Origin of the sequence: Reichenbachiella faecimaris, from assembly GCF_900176375.1 — a bacterium.
Classification (GTDB): domain Bacteria; phylum Bacteroidota; class Bacteroidia; order Cytophagales; family Cyclobacteriaceae; genus Reichenbachiella; species Reichenbachiella faecimaris.
Genome location: NZ_FWYF01000001.1, coordinates 1,397,303 through 1,416,269 on the forward strand (window position 1 = coordinate 1,397,303; position 18,967 = coordinate 1,416,269).

The following is an 18,967-nucleotide window of genomic DNA, read 5'->3' on the forward strand; positions in this document are numbered from 1 at the left end:
TTAGATTATTAGAATTGAATGTTTATGCCAGCCATGTATGTCTTGGCCCTTGGAAATGCACCGTAATCAATACCTTGGACGAATGGAGCACTACTTTGATTTGTAGTGACCTCTGGGTCGTAACCTGAGTAATTGGTAAATACCGCCAAATTATTGGCAGCTACGTACATTTTAGCATTCTTAATTCCGTAGTTAGAAATCCACTTTGAAGGTAAATTATATCCCAGCCGAACCATCTGTAGTCGAATGAAAGAGGCATCTTCAATCAAGAAGTCTGCAGGTTGTCTTACTGGTATTCCGGCGTATTGCGTACTGTTTGGATTCTCAGGTGTCCATCTGTTCAACCAATCTGAAAACTGATTTTCTGAATTTCCAAAAAATATCCCAGCTTTTGTTTTAGTGGCATTGAACACATCATTTCCATAAGAATATTGAAGAATAATATCTAGCTCAAATCCCTTGAACCCAAAGCTGTTATTCCAAGAGCCGTATGCTTTAGGAAGTGAGTTTCCAATTTTTGTACGATCATACCCATCAATTAAGCCGTCGGGTGTTCCATCTGGGCCGGAGATATCCTTGAATTTAATATCCCCAGGTTGCTCTCCGGATCCGGCAGTTGGAACACCGCTAAACAAATCTCCATTGGAATCAAAATCCTCCGGTAAGTAAAGACCATCCGATTTGTAACCAAAGAAGTCATTAATGGAACCCCCTACTTCTAATATCACCTCATCACTGTAGATGCCATCAAAATTCACATCTATATAAATCGGCTGCCCATCACCCCCAAGGGCTTTTATTTCATTCTGAATGGATGTCATATTTATGCTAGTATTCCAAGTAAGGCCGCTTTGAGTTCTCAAATCGTAACCGAGCGACAGTTCAATCCCTGTATTGGCTATTTCTCCGATATTTAACCATCCGTTCTCAAATCCTGTAGAGATCGAAAGTGGTGTAAACAGTAACAAATCAGTTGTCTTCTTTACAAAATATTCAGCAGTGAACGAGAGTGAATTATCAAAAACACCCAGATCAAGCCCCATGTTATACTGAGTAGTTGTTTCCCAAGTAAGATTTCTGTTTTCAAGAGAGCTTGGTGCCACTCCATTCGCAAACTGACCGCCAAATGTATAGTTGGAGAATTGCTGATCTAGCAAGGCACCTTGAAGCGGAACACTGGCATTGCCCGTCTGACCGATACTTCCTCGTAACTTCAAGTTGGAAATCATATTATTGCTACTCATGAATGACTCATTATGAACATTCCAAGCCGCCGACCCTGAATAAAATGTACCCCATTTATCCAAAGCGAACCTTGAACTTCCATCGCGACGTACGGTAAATGTGGCAGAATAACGGTTGTCATAAGTATAGTTTGCTCTGGCATAATAGGACATTAGTGCCCATTTGTCAGCACTTGTGGAAGAAAACCATTCTGCAGCAGACTGAAGAGAATTGTAGCCAAGCGATTCATTCTGAAAATCTCTTCCTTCTGCTCGTGTGAAATCACTTATGTTTTGCTGAAATGAAAATCCACTCACGAGATTAAAGCGATGGTCATTGATTTGCTTAGAGAGCGTGAAGTAATTTTCATTCAGGAGATTTCTGGCATTTACCGTCGCTGAAGTACCGACTCCATTATTAAGCGCTCCCCAGGGAGTGGCAGCTGCATAGTATTGCTGGTCTACAAGGGTAAAGAAATCTAAACCTAAAGTGGATTTAAAAGACAACCAGTCAGTAAATGCGACATCCACATATAGGTTCGCAATAGCTCTATTAATTATTTTATCTAGTTGAGTATTATCAGCAAGGTTTCTTGGACCTCCAATATTGCTTTGCTCATCCTGATCAATTTGATACGGATTAACACCCGCTCGTCTAAAACGAGATGCTGTATTATTGTCCATTCTGAAAGGAGCCGCAGTCAAGGCACTGATGGTCAAGCCGGCAGCAGTACCTTCTCTCCCTCCCGTTGGAGGACCATTGTTTATTATTCGACTGTAGGTGATGTTAGATCCAACGGCCACCTTATCACTAAACTGATGATCTAACGCCAATCTTGAAGTGATTTTCTCAAAATTGGTATTGATCAGAATTGATTGATCCTTTGTGTAGGACGCTGACAGGGAATAACTAGTCTCCTTAGATTTGCCCTGTACACCAATTGTATAATTTTGAATAGCACCTCTACGGTAAATTTCGTCCTGCCAATCAACATTCATTTTGTCTGCCTCGGGGAATTCAAAGAGTTCACCGTCTTCAGATGTAAACAATCTGTTACCCGGATTTAGCGTTTGCTGGTAATCAACATATTCTGTAAAATCCATCACATCCAACCTCTTTTTCATCTGATGTACACCAAAATATGAACTAAACGTAATGCCTGATTGACCTTTGCGCCCCTTCTTAGTGGTTATCAAGATGACTCCCTTAGCTCCTCTGTTACCATAGATGGCTGTGGCAGAGGCATCTTTCAAGACCTCCACTGATTCGATATCTGCCGGATTGATAAATGCAAAAGCACCTACTTTACCTGAGTATTCATCTAAGCCCCCTCCAGCGCTATTCGAAACTTCATTGAGTGGGAATCCATCTACCACGATCAATGGCTGTGAACTTCCTGAAACTGAAGCGATACCTCTAATATTCATTTTAGTTTCAGCACCTGGCTGCCCTCCCGTCGAGCTTACATCGAGTCCTGGTATTTGACCCCGCAACGCATCTTCGAAATTGACTAAAGGACGATTCTTTAAAACATCCGTGTTCAAAGTTGAAACTGCTCCGGTGATCTCAGTACGACTCTGCGTACCATAACCGACCACTATTACCTCATCCAACTCTGAAACACTGGTAGCTAGATTGATATTAAATATGGTACGGCCATTTACTAAAACCTCCTGATTCTTAAAACCCATCGAGCTAAACATGAGGGTAGCATCACTCGCAACATTCAATGAGAATTTACCATCTACATCGGATATCGTACCATTGGTAGTTCCTTTTTCTTGTACGGTAACTCCCGGAAGGGACTCACCCTTGTCATCCACCACTGTTCCTGAAACTTTTGATTGAGCAACTATCATGTTGCTAATAAGCATGATAATTCCGATCAGAAGGCCTTTTTTCATATTCTTTTTCATGTCAATATTTTAAAATTTTTTAATCCTATTAATGTGTCGGGTTAGTCAACAACCTTCAACGAAATTTCATCAATGAAGACCTTCGTAGTGACATCCGCACCAAAGATGATATCAGGGAACGCATTGGTTCTCAAAACTCCATCATCTGGAATTGTGATCTGAATAGAAACTTGTTGCCAATCTGTTGTCAAAACAAATGGAATTCCTGAAACCGAACTGCCATTAGGATAGTATTCGGTATAACCTTCTTCAACGCAAGCTTGACATGCACCAGACCATTCCGGTAGATGGTTCACAACCCTGAAAGTACCCAGCGAGACTCCATCTGCGCCCGCCTTAACGTACATGCTCAAAATGTAATCCTTACCTGGTTCAAGACTAACCTTGTAATCAGCAAAGTCACGGCTTATTATCTGAGCGAAGGACCATGTATCGGTATAGGTAAAAGATGAAGACGTGGCTGTACCATTAGCACCTGGTATTTCAATGCCATCATATGGGAATGCGTCTCCATTCCATGTCTGCCAGCCTACCACAGCACCATTTTCAAAGTCACCGTTAAGAATTAACTCAGGAGGACCAATTTGAACCATTTTCGTTTCAGATACCTCATTTCCATCTGCCGATCTAGTAATAGTCAACATGACCTCAACGGGCTGGTTGATATTGAATGTAACAGTTGGATTTTGTTCTGTAGAAATAGCAGGGTTACCAGACGGAAACTCCCAAGACCAACTAGTAGGGCTTCCTATGGATGCATCGGTAAAAGTGATCGATTCGCCAACCTTAATTCTTGTTGCTGATGGCTCAAAGTCGGCTATCAGAACAGGGAAAACAGTAATATCAAAGGTTTTGACTTCTTTCGTTCCATCAAAATAGGTAATCTCCAAAGTAGGTTGTACCTCTCCTTCTTCTTGGAAGGCCACATTAACCGCCGGCTCTGTGGATGTTTCAGGAATTCCTCCAGGAAATGTCCAAACACGACTCGATACCCCAAAAGAAAGATCCACAAAAGTAAGCTCGGCTCCATCGGCAACTGTAAATTCTGATGAGACTGTAGCCATCAGTTCTTTAAGTGCCTCTTCTTCCTTAAAATTATCATCGACACACGAGATAATTAGAGGTAGCAACATCATGCCTGTAAAAAGCTTCAGTAATGCTCGTTTTTTTAAGTAGTAGTTTAGCATAATAAAATAAATTTTAAGAAAGTAGTGTTTTCACCAATGTAATTCAAACTAAATCCTCTGTGATTACTCATTAGAAATTGCTCCTAATTCGACCCATCCGAAATACCGTATTTCGTACGGAAAATAATATCCTGAGTGTTTTCATCAGAATTCAGTAGAATTAATTAGTACCTCAAAGGTATTCTTGACTTTTGTGATTCATTTGACTCTCAAGTTCAATTAGTATTGCTCATTGGTCATACTTTAACACTGATTGAGTAATTAATTGACTTGAATGATCAAAATCTCTCATTATTCACTACCATGGGACATTTCCTAAATTGATGAAAGATTCGTATATCATATTTTTCATTGGTGAGGTTTAAGTGGTTCTGATTATTTTAGACGAATAATCATCCAAAGACTAGTTAACCCCAATTATCCAACCATGGGCATTTCACCCAGAGTCAAAGTGAAAATGAAATGACATGTACTTTCCAGAAACATAAATTAATGGGCTTAAAAAAATTACATTTATTCGTCTGGGCGCTATTTGTGGTAAGTCATCAAGCTGCAGCTCAGCAAGCTTATGATTTGAGGTTTTTATCGGATGATATCAACGATAGGTTACCACACAGCGATATCAATACGATAGTTCAGGACAAGTACGGCTTTTTATGGTTTGGCACATACAGTGGACTTTGCCGATATGATGGAAAAAATATTAAGATTCTAAAAAATGAGTTTAATACTTCCAACACTCTCTCGAACTCCAGGGTAATGTGCCTTGAACAACTGACAGATGGTAGCATGCTCATTGGTACCGAAGGAGGTGGTTTAAATCATTATGTTCCAAAGCTGGAAACTATCAAGACTTATCGAAGAGCTGATAATCAATCAGTTAGTAGTGATGTGATCAATTCGATTTATCAAACGAAAAATGGATCAATATGGATTGGAACTTCAACCGGTCTGGACCTCATGGTCATAGAAGGAGACTCAGTATACTTTGAGAAAGTTTTCAGTAGCCCTTACGGCGTATTTGCAATAACAGAAATGGCTAATGGATCACTGCTATTTTCATCCGGAGCTGAAGTGTTTGAAAAGAAAAAAGATACGAAATTTTACAGCAAACTAATAAATCTAGTCAGTGGTGTAAACGCTATCCTTTCAATCAATGAACAAATCCTGGTCGGTTCGGAAATTGGGCTACATCTATTAACTGATTCTGGTGTTCAAACCATATTGAATTACCCAATCATAGACATATTTCAAGCACATGACTCCACTATCTGGCTTGGAACAAGAGGATACGGACTCGTTGAAATGAGCCATGATTTACACATTATCAGAGAGTTCAGAGCAAATAAATCCGATCCAAGAAGTCTCACTCTGGATGAAGTAAGTTGTATATATGAAGATCATTCTGGGGTTTTGTGGATCGGAACTTATGGAGGAGGAGTGAATAAGCTGGATTTGCGAGCTAAAAAATTTGAATTGTACACCAACCGGCCATGGGAAGAGAACAGCCTCAGTGGTGAAAGGGTAATTTCATTTTACGAAGACTCTCAGAATCTGATTTGGATCGGGTTAAGAGGTAATGGAATTAATGTTATGAATCCGAGTGGTGTAATTAAAGAATTATCTATTGCAAAAGAAGCCCCTTTTAATGGAGCAAGTGTTTCATCCTTTTATGAGGATCCATTAGGCGGTTTATGGGTTGGTACATGGGGAGGAGGTATTGTAGTTCTTACACCCGATAACAAAAGGAAACTGTTGAAAGGTGAAAAGCCAACATTTTTGCCTCTGCTTGAAGATTATAGCTCCGTAGAGAAAATAGTAGAGGACTATGAGGGGCATGTTTGGCTTAGCAGTACATCTGGTTTGATTCAATATATCCCAGGTGATAATAATTATTATGATGGGAAATTTCACGCCTATGGATCTAAGGATGATATACCAATCACTGATGATTTTATTAGAGACATATATGTGGAAAAAGGAGAAAAAGACGGTAAAAAAGTGGTTTGGGCTGGAACTCGGAATGGCCTAAACCGGATAACACTAGAAAATGAAAAATATGCCATAAAACAGATTCTTTCAGACCCCAACAATCCATCTTCACTTCCAAGTAATTTTATTTCCGTTATTATGGAAGACCAACATGGCAATCTTTGGTTTTCAGGGCTGGGTGGAGGTATAGCAAAGTTATTATCGGGAAGTGAAGACCCAGGTGACCTAAAATTCAAGGTGTATAGCACAAAAGATGGGTTACCAAATAATGAAATCGAGACGATTCTTGAGGACGATCTCGGGAATTTCTGGATGGGTGGATATGGTCTAACAAGATTTGATCCCAATAATGAAGCAATCGTCGGTTTTGATGTAAATGACGGACTTCAGAGTAATGCTTTTAAAGTATGGTCGGCACTCAAGCTTAACAATGGTAAATTGATATTTGGAGGCACAAAAGGGTTCAATGTTTTTGATCCAAGAGAAATAAGAATTAATGAGATACCACCGAAACTTACACTAACAGAACTAAAAATAAACAATGAGTCTGCTAATGATCTGAAGCCAATTCAAGGACATAAAATTTTAGATTCAAGTGTTCTGGTTACTCGAAAAATTGAATTACCCTATGAACTTAACAGTTTCACTATCTCGTTTGGAGCTCTTCATTATACTTCTCCTGAGAATAACCAATTGAAATTCAAATTAACCGGCGTTGACTCAGATTGGCTCAGTTTTCAAGGGTCAGAAACATCCCGAAATTACTCCAAACTTAAGCCTGGCAACTATACATTCACCTTCACCGGAGCAAACAGCGATAACATCTGGGCATCAGAAGATTTATCGTTTCAAGTAACTGTACTGAAACCATATTGGGCCACTACTTATGCCTTGATACTGTATTTGATCCTCTTGGTAATTGTTCTCCTCATTTTTAGAAGGTATTCAATCATTCAAGTAAAAGAGATGGGGCAAATAAAACTTGAAAGAATGCGGCGTGATCAAAAGGAGGAACTCAATAGATTGAAAATAAACTTCTATACAGAAGTATCGCATGAATTGCGCACACCATTATCCCTCATAAAAGGCCCCGTAACGGATGTTATGGATAGCACATCACTCAATGTGGCAGATCGAAAAAAGCTTGAGATAGTGCGCAGGAACACAGAGCGAATGGCCCATCTGGTAGATGAAATCATGATATTCACTGAATTCGGAAAAGAAGCTTCAATTCTTAAAGCCGCCGAAGGAAACATAATTAAATTTGTTAAAGAGATTCAATTATTCTTTAGCGCCGAGGCGGCTGGAAGAAATATAGATTTCAGGTTCGAATCTGATTACGAGGAACATCTCATTTATTTTGACAGGGATAAATTGGAAAAGGTATTTTTCAACCTTTTGAGCAATGCCTTTAAATTCACTCCACAAGGAGGTATGATCGAAATCAAGGCTCAAATCGAATCTAATGGTAAAATTGTCTTTTCAATTTTCAATACTGGGAACCTCATACCTGAAGAAGATGTCGAGCACATATTCCAACAATTCTATACAACCAAGAGCAAGGATATAAAAGGACACGGAATAGGACTATCTGTTGCGCTGCAAGTGATTAAGCAACACGACGGTGAAATATGGTTAGAAAACAAGGAGAATGGCGTTTGCTTTTATATAGCGTTAAAACCTGGGAAGGCACACTTCAAGCCCCAAAAGCTAATTAGCAATTTCACAAATAGTGAAAATCTACCTCATTATGTAATGAATGACTCTGAAATCGATGATCAGTCAACAAGCAGTGTCAAAAACAAAACTATTTTGATTGTTGAGGATAATACCGAGCTTAGAGAATACTTGATCCAACAATTATCAAAGCATTTTCAGGTTCTGGAAGCAGAAAATGGCAAGGTAGGCCTAGAGACAGCAATTAAACATTTACCGGATGTTGTGGTCAGTGATATGATGATGCCAATAATGGACGGTTTGAACATGTGCCGTCAAATCAAATCAAATATACATACCTCTCATATTCCTGTGATTATTCTTACGGCAAGAACCTCTCTAATGCAGCAAATAGATGGATATGACGTAGGTGCAGACTCATACGTTACCAAGCCATTCAGCACTCAACTCCTTCTGGCAAGAATAAATAACTTGATATCTTCAAGGGAGAAATTGCAAAATCTATTCAAGAATGATTTAAGCCTTTCTCCAAAAGAGATAACCGTAACAACCCTTGATGAAAAAATCTTGACGAACACGATTGAAATCATAGAGAAATTCATGGAGGACAGCGATTTTGGAGTTGAAAAGCTCTGTGAAGAAATAGGAATGAGCAGATCACAACTGTACAGAAAGATTAAAGCGCTTACCTCCTACTCTATTAATGACTTCATCAGGTTAATCAGACTTAAAAGGGCCGCACAACTCCTGGCTCAGGATAATAGCTCAGTGTCAATGATAATGAGGCAAGTAGGGTTTGAAAACCAATCGTACTTTTCGAGGGCCTTCAAAGAACAATTTGGTGTAAGCCCAAAACAATACGCCTCAAAATAAAATCACCAACAGAAAATCAATCAGATTAAGTGTTAACTTATACAACTAAACTCTGTCTGTGCTATTTCAACCCTGACCAGGGCTGTTTACCAAGTTAAGAAAGTAAATTAAGTATATTCCTTTGTCTATATTCCCTTCAGATTAACTCCTTCAATTTCAACTTGAGAAGGAGCACTATCATGAGCTCCCATCCAATACTCAGCACATCTTACCCCATTGTTACTCTTGCCAAGAAGATTCAATAAAAATTCTGTCCCTCTACATTCATAAATTTGAATGGCTCCTTTGATTTTCCTTATCGGCATACCTGCACTATTTAATCTTTTACTATCAAACTATATTGTGTGTTACCGAACCAATTCCTTTTCCAGCTCTTCCAAAGACTTCCCTTTTGTTTCTGGCATCATAAAATGGGTATATAGCAACTGAAGAATCATAAAACATCCGAAAAAAATAAAGGCCACCCAAGGTTCAAATGCATTGATCAAGACCGCTCCAAAAAGCGTGATCAAAGCAGCAAACACCCAGTGGGTACCACTGCCCCAGGCTTGACCATAGGCCCGAACCCGGTTGGGGAAAATTTCAGAGATAAATATCCATATTACAGATCCCTGCCCTATGGCATGAGAGGCGATAAATGTCAAGATGAATACCAATTTGAATACAGAACTTAATTCTGCATAAAACCCATAAGCCACCATAAACAAGCTAACTATGTAACCTAATGACCCTATATACATCAATTGTTTTCGTCCGGCCCTATCTATAAGCACCATCCCTAAGAAGGTGAACGCCAGGTTAACTATTCCAATAGAAATTGAACTCAAAAGTGAATCCGACGAGCCAAATCCAGCTTTTTGTAAAATTTCAGGAGCATAATAAAGAATAAAATTGATCCCCGACAGCTGGTTGAAAAAGGCAATCAAAAATGCCAGTATCAATGAACGCTTGTACTTAGGAGCAAAAACTGATGATTGGTCATTTTTGGTTTTACGATGGTCTTCTTCTATATCCTGTAACATGAGATTGGCCTGCTCTGGTGATCCTGCTAGTTCATAAAGAACTTTGCTTGCGGCAGTTGAATCATTTTGATAAATGATCAGCCACCTCGGGCTCTTAGGCACCCCAAGTACCATTAAGGTATAAACAAGTGCAGGTACGGCTTCTATCCCCAGCATCCATCGCCAATCATTATCGCCTCCTACCCCTTGTAGCAGGTAGTTAGAAATAAACGCTATCAAAATACCAAATACCAAGTTAAATTGGTACAGAATACCAAGGCGCCCTCTGTTGTTAGCAGATGAAATTTCTGAAATGTAGGTTGGAGCAGCAATGGAGGAAACGCCTACTCCGAGGCCACCGATAAATCTAAAAATCGAAAACGAGTAGGGGTCGGGGGCCAACCCCGACCCAACGGCTGAAATAAAATATAAAACACCTATCCAGATCAAGGTTGTCTTACGACCAAATTTATCGGTAGGCATACCGGCCATTAAAGCACCAACAACTGTGCCCCACAATGCCATAGACATAATAAATGTCCCATGAAACCATTCTGAGGTTTGCCATAATTCTTTTATTGGAAGATTGGCTCCTGAAATTACTACAGTATCAAACCCAAAAAGAAAGCCAGCCAATGAGGCTGTCACGGAAGCAAGGATAAGTTTTTTGTTCATTCGAAAGTGATTAATGTATTAAAAAATAACTCATTCATTCTAAGCATGGACTTAATCTGTTTGTCAAAAAATTTGGTAGTATCAATCAATACTTCATCCTCGGTTTTATCCGAGACAACAATTTTTACATTCCTAGTAAAGAATCCAACCAAAAAGCAAGCAGAATTGATCCAAAGACATAAATATACCTTTAGCCATGTCTGTTTTTGCATCAGCCAAAGCTCCTCCTTTGTATATATATAGCTCTACGATAAACGTGCAAATTATCATACAAGAGACATACCCTATTTCACCATTTATAAACCCTACGAACAACTTACCTATTCCAGCAATTTGAAGGATCATGTAAGGAACTAGCAATACAATGGCGACAACACTTATGAAAAGAGCAAGTGTATCAGACTTGTAATAACCGGTTAAAGGCTTATTGGATACATAAATTTGTTTTCCTCATTCGACAAATCTGCCAGTTTATAGCCTATAAAAATCAAACTTATCGGTGTATAAGTATAAACACCTATTCCATGAAATAGAAATGCTCCAATACTATGAGAGTAAAACATGGCCCGAAGTCCAACAAAAGTGAAGGCTCTAAAATATGTCGTGTAAAAAGTAAGGAATAGTAGAACCCTTTCATTTCCCCTTTTTCCGTATTGTAACGAACTGGACTATTAGTACTTTTATATCCCTCAAAATCCAGAGCGTCACAACTAAGAACAACCCTTGACCTATGGCAATGCTTACTACATTTTCTTCAATCATAAATACTATATTTTAAGATCGTTTTGGCTCATACGCATATTAACCCATTCTCGTGGAATCTTATTTATACGATTAAAAAAAAATTGCTTTGTTCTTGCTGCCATTCTCAATTATTTTCAAAAAACAATCCAGAAATCTTCATCGCGATTGAACAAAACACCATATTTAATCTTATTTACATTGTACGTTTGTTGCACCCGAAACCCGTTCTGTACAACTAACTAATTTTCAATCCATAAAAGAAATGTGTTTGAATCCCGACAAAGTCTCAAACTTAATTTATGCTTTGAATTAATATTAACATGTTGTACCCATTTTGTACCCAGAACCTTCAAGTCACTTCAAATATTTGATTATCTGCTAATTAAAATGTGCTGTTTTAATTCTGAGCGGATCACTGCCGAGTTCAAAATTATGAATTCAATGTTTAAAATTATTTTTGAATTTTGAATATAAAACTTTGAACAGACAAGTTCGGGATGTAGCGCAGTCCGGTAGCGCACCTGGTTTGGGACCAGGGGGACCCAGGTTCGAATCCTGGTATCCCGACTTCTAAAAGCTCAGCAATTTGCTGGGCTTTTTTGGTTTTAATGCAGCTACAAAGCATTTTAAAACACTTCTTCTGGTGATCTTTTTCAGATAGTTATATTAATAAAAGTTTCCTGCAGACTAAAAAAGGAAGCTTTTTGAACTTCCTTTTTTATCCGACACCTGTCCCGTCCTAAAATAGTGTTACGGGTAGAATTTTGTATCCACTTATTTTATTACACTTCTACAATTACCTTTCAGATTGAACATGGATTAAGGATTCTGCTCACAAGCCGGATTATAGCTAATTTCTCCTTGAGGGATATAAAATATATTCCTTGGATCGTTCCAGGGAATTGTTTGAGTTGTCTCTCCTTCTGCTAAGTGAATTCCCTCATAGCTTCGATCTAAGTCTCTTTTATTTCTAAACTGATCTATTGCCCTGTGCCCTTCATATGCCAGCTCCAGTCGTCGCTCTTCGAGAACAATATCCAAAACCGAACGTCCTCCTAGATTTGCTAAGGTGTATAATGCCGTTCCAGTGAGGCCCGCTCTTGCTCTTATTACATTTACATCCGTGAGCGCATCAGTATCATTTCCATTTTTGGCATATGCCTCTGCTCTATTGAGGTAGACTTCTGATAGTCTCAGATACTGGGGTGATGCCAAGTTGACCACTCCCTCCTGCCCAGAAAATTTAGTAATGTATCGAATTGGGTATCCATTTTTTAAATTTCCATTGATGACAATAAGGTCGTTTCTCACATCTGTTGGATGCTGCTGTATCAAATCAAGAAAAGTCTGAGAGACAAATACCTCTCCCCACCCTGTACCATTTCCATCATCATAATACATAGACCCAATAGACCCTTGTTTTCCTTTATGATCATCAGGGTTGATATGTTTGATAATAAAAATTGACTCTGTAGAGTTTTGGGTATTGGCAAAGTTATCTAAGTACACGCCATTGCCAGCCAAACTAAATCTACTTGAGCTTATCACATTATCTGCAAATTCTATAGCCTTGTCATTATCTTCCATATACAAATACGCACGACTCAACAATGCCCAAGCAGCCTCTTTTGACGCATATTCAACTCCTCTATGCTTACTTTGACCCATTAGATCTACGGCTTTCAATAGATCTCCTACCACCGAATCATAGCACTCTCCTACTGTCGACCTGGATTGCACGGCTGGTGAACTTGCACTCTTTTTTAAAACAACACCAAGGTTGTCTCTACCGTGCGAATAGGGCTGGGCAAAGAATCTCAACAGATCAAATGTTACTAATGCTCTCAAGAAGTAATTTTCCCCAATAATATGATCCGTCTCTCCACTCTCTCCTTCCACCGAATTCTCAATAATGGAATTTGCCCCTAACATCAACTTATAGGCGATATACCAGATATATGCAGAATTCTCTTGTGTATTTACATGGTTTCTGGTAAATACTAAATATAGTGGGTCAGATGAAAATTGCGTATACATCACATTATCTCCACTAAATTCACCCATTTGATACAAATGGCGCACGTATGCGTTGTTAAGATTGGGGCCAGCACCACGAAAGCCCTGCGTCACCTTCAGTAGATCATAGTTTCCGTTGGTTGCCACATCAATTCCATCATCTATGGACAGAAGCACTTCCGTAGAAAGTTTATCAGTTGGTTCAATCTCCAGTTCGCAAGCCGACTGGAATATTAAGCTTAAACCAGCTATTATATATACAGTTTTTTTCATTTTTTAGAATTTTATATTCAATCCAACTATGTATTGTTTGCTGATAGGATACTTGTTGTAAGCCATGCCTGGCAGGGCATACGACAAATTGGTCATATTTACATCAGCATCCACACCAGAGAATTCGGTAAAAGTGTGCAAGTTATCAACCCCAACACTCAAATTTGCACTTCTGATTTTCGCCCAGGCAAATGCTGCCTTCGGCAAGTTGTAAGAGAGCGTGATATTTCTAATTCTCACGTAATCTCCATCTTCAATATATCTTGACGAGGTAAAATGAGACCCATCCGTATCCCCACGCTCAAGTACAGGATGAGTCGCTTGATCTCCCGGCTTTTCCCATCGACTCCAACCATCTATCAAGTTCATGAAATTTATACCTGTATTGGCTCCATCGGCATCAACAAATTCACGAGTAGAATGATAAATTTTATTTCCACCTTGATAGGTAAGCAAGACGCTTAAAGAAAGTCCTTTGTAGCTGAACCTATTGGTAAATCCTCCAGAAAATTTCGGTAATGCCGAGGAAATTGGTTGAAAAGTAGCTTCTGAATATACGGAAGTAACCCTCCGCTCTACCTCATTGCCGGAATTGTCATATACAATTTCTTCCCACATTGGAGCTCCATTGTCACTATTGACTCCCAACCATTTAGGCATGTACCATGTAAATGCCTCTTGGCCTACCTTGTTAATCTGTTGCACCCCATTGACACTTAGGATTTGTTCGTCTTCAGTATCCGTTATTTTCGTTATTTCGTTTTTATTATAGCTTAGATTGAAACTCCCCTCGTATCTAAACTCTCCAAAACTTTTTTGATAGTTGAGTGCAATTTCAACACCTTTGTTATTCATGGATCCAATATTTTCCCATCTTCTTTCGATTCCTCCCGAAAATGCTAATTGTCTATTAAACAGCATATCATCCACGTTTTTATTATAGACATCTATACTCATAAATAAATCTCGTCTGATGATAGACATATCCATGCCCAAATTGAGCATAGTGGTGGTTTCCCAGCCTAGTTTATCATTCCCAGCACTTAAAGGTGATGCAGCTGGTTGTCCGTTATATTGACCCGAAATATTGTAGGTGGCTAGAAAAGGGAATTCGTTCATTTCATCGAAAGCTGAGGATCCGTCATTACCAACCAACCCATAACTAATTCTAAGTTTTAGTAGATCTACAAAAGATGAATTCTGCAAGAAAGACTCCTTGGATACTACCCAAGCAAAAGAAGCTGCTGGGAATGCTGCGTATTTTTTATCTGATGCAAAATTTGAAGAGCCATCTATTCTATAGACAACTGTTGAGAAAAACTTGTCTTTGAATCCATGTGTCAGCTCTCCCATGTAAGAAATCCCTCTTGAAGTAAATTCTCTCCCCTCTATGAACTGTTTCGTAGAAGCTCCAGATAGCACTTCAATACCAGGACTGAGATTCCATGCATCCACTCCTATGTTCTGTGTATTGTAGATATCTCCTTCATGCGCAATGAATCCAGCTATATGATGATTTCCAAAATCTTGCGAGGCTCGGATAATATGAGTGGATAATGCACCATACCCCTCCGACTGACGAACAGTTATTTCCCCATTGTTGGCCACCCCCTCGTGGGAATTGTTTGAGTAATAAGTATCAGTTCTTGAATTAAAAGAATTTAATCTAGTACGTGTTTCGACACTCAACCAATTTGTTATATTCAGTACCATCCTGGTACTCCAAAAGGTATTGAGGTCTGATGATGATAATTTATTTGATTCCTGAGAATGCAAGAAATTTCTTCTGAATTGTCCATACCACGGATAAGCTACAGGATCGTAGTCCGACCCATTCAAAAATATAGTACGCCCGTCCTCATAATATGGATTATCCCAAGGCAAACTCCAATAAGCGTCCTCAAACCAACTATAGTGTTCAAAATTAGACTTTGAATATTGAACATTTACGTCTGTATTAATAGAAAATATTTCTGAACCAGAATAGCCAATATTGGTATGAAGATTCAATCTTTCATAATCAGTTTTCCGAAAAGTACCCTCTTCGTCAAAATAATCTACGTCAAAAACATATTTGAGCTTTTCGGTCTGACCCAGTACAGAAAATGTATAGTTCTGCAATAAGGCCTTTTGAAATCCTGCATCCAGCCAATCAAAGTTTTGATCTCTCAAATCTTGAGGGCGTAGCTTTAGAAAACCAATTCTGTCATCTCCCCACATCTTCTCTTGGGTATCATAAAGAGTCTCACCATCCATCATTGAGAAGTTTCCTCTTGTTGCCTCTTTCAATGCCATTCGACTAGACAGAGAAAACTCTGGGATTGCTGATTTTGATTTTTTTGTGGTAATAATCACTACTCCAGCAGCCCCCCTTGAGCCATAGAGTCCAATGGCTGCTGCATCTTTCAAAACTGTAACAGTTTCCACATTCGTAGGCACATAATTTCCACCAATCATTCCATCAATCACAAAAAGTGGTGGCTTATCTGCATTAATGGAAGTGATCCCTCTAATTCTTATGTCTGGTGCTGCTCCAGGTGCACCACTCGCACTATTCACAGTCATACCAGCTATTTTCCCCTGAAGCATACTCCCTAAGTTTGAGGAAGTGACAGAAGACTGGATGTCTTTACTATTTAAAGTGACCACGGAAGCAGAAATTTCACTTTTTGTCTTCTGAGAATAACCAGTGACTATCACCTCTTCCAACGCTGATACATCAACTTCCAGAGTAATAGTCCAGTTCATATGATCCCCTACTACCTTTTCCTGGCTCATATAACCAACGTATGAAAATACCAGCGTTTCGTTCGCAGATGCCTCTATGCTGAAGTTACCATCGAAATCTGTGGTCGTACCACTACCAGTCCCTTTCTTGATTATTGTAACTCCAGGAAGGGTGGTGTTATCATCACCAGACATTACTGTTCCTTTAATTACCTGCTGTGAGAAAGCCGGTAAGGAAAGACCAACAAGGAGAACCACAATTATGAGCCTGCCCATTTCTAAAAATCTTATTTTGTACATTTTGTAAATTTTTCTTTCATATACTTTCATTACTTGTTATTCGCAAGATATAAAAATTATTTTATCCTTCATATAATTCTTTATAAAAAATTATAACGAAATAATCTTACGTATTATGGAATACATAAATTAAAGCCGTAATTTGATCTCCTGACCCCTATAAGCTCTTCAATGGTTTAAACTTAATCTCAATATTGTCATTACAATTTCAAAATCAGTAAAAACAGAGAACTAATAAGGAAAACGCGATAAAAAACTTTTAGACGCTTAAAAGAGAAGAGTTTGCATGCTTCAATTAAGAGGGTTCAATACAAATAATATTATTTTCGTTTGCTTTCTTTTATTTTTCATTGTACTTTCGTAAAGTAATTATATAATATGGAAAAAAAATACAAACAATTTAAAAGTAGTATTATGAAAAAAAATTCTTTTGTCCAAGCAACATTATTGAGCGCCACTTTTTGTGCGATTATGTTATTTAGCTCCTGCGGTGACGATTCAGAAGAAACCACTCCCGCTCCAACAGCAGATTTTACGGTAACCATAGATGGAAAAACTGTTGCATTCACGAACACCTCTGCAGATGCCGAAAGTTATAGCTGGGATTTCAACGATGGTAATACTTCATCAGAAGAGTCGCCTAGTCACACATATGAATCCAATGGAACGTACTTAGTCGAGCTTACAGCGACTAATAAGACTGGATCAGAAACAAAGTCCTCAGTTTTGGAAATTATCAACATCAATATTGATGGTGATCTTTCAGATTGGGATGATGTGATTGCAATTGCCAGCATAGGCACGGGGTCTCTTACAAGTGTAAAAATAGACAATCTCTCGAAGGACAAATTGTTTGTTTACATAGAAGGCACAGCCGATATGACCTCATTTTTTGATCTTTATCTAGATTTTGATTTCGACGCCACAGGCGAATCAGACACTACTGGGTATATTGCTAGCGTATACCCAAAGGCTGTTAAAGTAGGCTGCGACGTATTGTTTGAAGGATTTTTTGGTAACGAAAACGCTAGAAATGAATTAAGCGGAATGTTTTATGGCGTCTTTTTGGCTGATGCTGATGTAGACTTTGGCGCTCGTGACGAACCTACCCTGGATCCTAATATGATCGCATTCTCAGACATGCAAGCTGTGGGCAGTGGATTTGCTCTTGAGTTCTCTATTGATCTAAGCTTTCTCCCAGACAGAATTACTGTCAATGATGAAATGCAGCTATTTATAGATGAATGGGACAATAAAGCAGACGCACCAGCTGACTGGTGGGCAGGTGGCTTCTCAGGACATTTTCCAGAGCAAGACAATGAAGAGTCGCTACCTATTAGATACGAATTTAAAGGCGTTGATAATTAGCAAAAAAGCAATACAATAGCCAACATAAAAAAGTGAGCCCAACCTAAAACAGGGTTCACTTTTTTTATTTTTTTAGAACAAGCTATTAGATGCACTAAAGGAGAACTTTTACTCCTACTTCTTTGTGACCCAATCAATCAGAAATCACGCGAGTAGTATTTCAACATTATGCTCATCAAGTTTTGCTCGGTCTTGTGGTTCAATTGCATCTGTAACCACTGTAGTCACATCTGACACGTCGCAAAAGAAAGCAAAACTTCTTCTGGAGAATTTGGTTGAGTCAGTCAACGCTATAATTTCTTTTGAAATCTGGATCATTTTTTCGTTAAACTGAGCCTCTTCTAAATTAGGAGTATACAACCCTATACTTGTATCAAACCCATCTGCTCCTAAAAACACCTTATCTACATTCAAGTTTTTTAGTCCCTTTTCTGCCATTGGCCCTACAAGGGATTGAGAATTTTGTCGCAAAAAGCCGCCTGGTATAATCAAATTGACATTGGGCTTATTCATCAGCAAGATCACAATATTTATCGCATTGGTAATTACGGTCAGGTTTTTTATCCCATCCAAATTTTTCACCATTTCTGCCGTCGTTGTTCCTGAATCAATCAATATAATATCCCCGTCTTTCACCAATTCTGCCGCCTTCTTACCTATCCTTATTTTTTCATCTAAATGAATTTTATCCTTTGACGACAACTCTAAATCAATACCAACCCTCCCTTCAAACTTCATTGCGCCTCCACGAGCACGGATAAGTAATTGCTTTTTTTCTAATTGATCTAAATCATTTCGAATTGTAACCTCACTGACACTAAAGAGATTACTCAGCTCATCAACGAAGACCTCCGAATTTTCATTGACCATTTGCAAAATGCTTTTTCTTCTGGAAACGGTCGCATGCTTATTTCTCATATTCTTCTATTAGTCATAATTAGCACTAAGATACATACACACTTTCATTATCAAAACAATTACTCGCTATAAGGTA

General features: G+C 38.7%; 10 protein-coding genes and 1 tRNA gene. 3 read left to right on the plus strand and 8 right to left on the minus strand.

The window, feature by feature from the left end:
* Positions 1 to 8: 8 nt before the first annotated feature.
* Entirely contained in the window at positions 9 to 3,140 is a 3,132-nt protein-coding gene (locus B9A58_RS05810; RefSeq protein WP_084371464.1) for a SusC/RagA family TonB-linked outer membrane protein, read from the minus strand.
* 41 nt (positions 3,141 to 3,181) lie between these two features.
* Positions 3,182 to 4,276 (minus strand): carbohydrate binding domain-containing protein, encoded by a 1,095-nt coding sequence (locus B9A58_RS05815; RefSeq protein WP_176214686.1) that lies wholly within the window; start codon positions 4,274 to 4,276, stop codon positions 3,182 to 3,184.
* Between the two features lie 543 nt (positions 4,277 to 4,819).
* Between B9A58_RS05815 and B9A58_RS05820 the strand changes: the two genes are divergently transcribed.
* Positions 4,820 to 8,869, plus strand: a complete 4,050-nt coding sequence (locus tag B9A58_RS05820) for a hybrid sensor histidine kinase/response regulator transcription factor (RefSeq protein WP_176214687.1) — start codon at positions 4,820 to 4,822, stop codon at positions 8,867 to 8,869.
* Positions 8,870 to 8,994: 125 nt separating this feature from the next.
* Here the strand turns inward: B9A58_RS05820 and B9A58_RS05825 are convergent, their stop codons facing one another.
* From B9A58_RS05825 to B9A58_RS05835, 3 genes are all read right to left on the minus strand, one after another.
* Positions 8,995 to 9,174 carry a hypothetical protein gene (locus B9A58_RS05825; RefSeq protein WP_084371467.1) on the minus strand — a complete coding sequence of 60 codons (180 nt, stop codon included), beginning with the start codon at positions 9,172 to 9,174 and terminating at the stop codon, positions 8,995 to 8,997.
* A 42-nt stretch (positions 9,175 to 9,216) separates the two neighbouring features.
* On the minus strand, positions 9,217 to 10,545 hold the full coding sequence (locus B9A58_RS05830; RefSeq protein WP_084371468.1) for a sugar porter family MFS transporter: 1,329 nt from the start codon (positions 10,543 to 10,545) through the stop codon (positions 9,217 to 9,219).
* Positions 10,546 to 10,677: 132 nt separating this feature from the next.
* Complete coding sequence (locus B9A58_RS05835) at positions 10,678 to 10,890, minus strand: hypothetical protein (protein WP_084371469.1); 213 nt, start codon at positions 10,888 to 10,890, stop codon at positions 10,678 to 10,680.
* Between the two features lie 892 nt (positions 10,891 to 11,782).
* Between B9A58_RS05835 and B9A58_RS05840 the strand changes: the two genes are divergently transcribed.
* A tRNA-Pro gene (locus tag B9A58_RS05840) sits at positions 11,783 to 11,856 on the plus strand.
* Positions 11,857 to 12,108: 252 nt separating this feature from the next.
* Here B9A58_RS05840 and B9A58_RS05845 read toward each other — a convergent pair.
* On the minus strand, positions 12,109 to 13,578 hold the full coding sequence (locus B9A58_RS05845; protein WP_084371470.1) for a RagB/SusD family nutrient uptake outer membrane protein: 1,470 nt from the start codon (positions 13,576 to 13,578) through the stop codon (positions 12,109 to 12,111).
* Between the two features lie 3 nt (positions 13,579 to 13,581).
* Positions 13,582 to 16,605, minus strand: a complete 3,024-nt coding sequence (locus B9A58_RS05850) for a SusC/RagA family TonB-linked outer membrane protein (RefSeq protein WP_176214688.1) — start codon at positions 16,603 to 16,605, stop codon at positions 13,582 to 13,584.
* 414 nt (positions 16,606 to 17,019) lie between these two features.
* On the opposite strand from B9A58_RS05850, the gene B9A58_RS05855 reads away from it, so the two are divergent.
* Positions 17,020 to 17,973, plus strand: coding sequence for a PKD domain-containing protein (locus tag B9A58_RS05855; RefSeq protein ID WP_176214689.1), 954 nt, complete (start codon positions 17,020 to 17,022; stop codon positions 17,971 to 17,973).
* Between the two features lie 144 nt (positions 17,974 to 18,117).
* Here B9A58_RS05855 and B9A58_RS05860 read toward each other — a convergent pair whose 3' ends face one another.
* The gene (locus B9A58_RS05860) at positions 18,118 to 18,891 is read right to left on the minus strand and encodes a DeoR/GlpR family DNA-binding transcription regulator (protein WP_084371473.1); all 774 of its coding nucleotides are present in this window, start codon (positions 18,889 to 18,891) and stop codon (positions 18,118 to 18,120) included.
* Between the last annotated feature and the right edge of the window lie 76 nt (positions 18,892 to 18,967).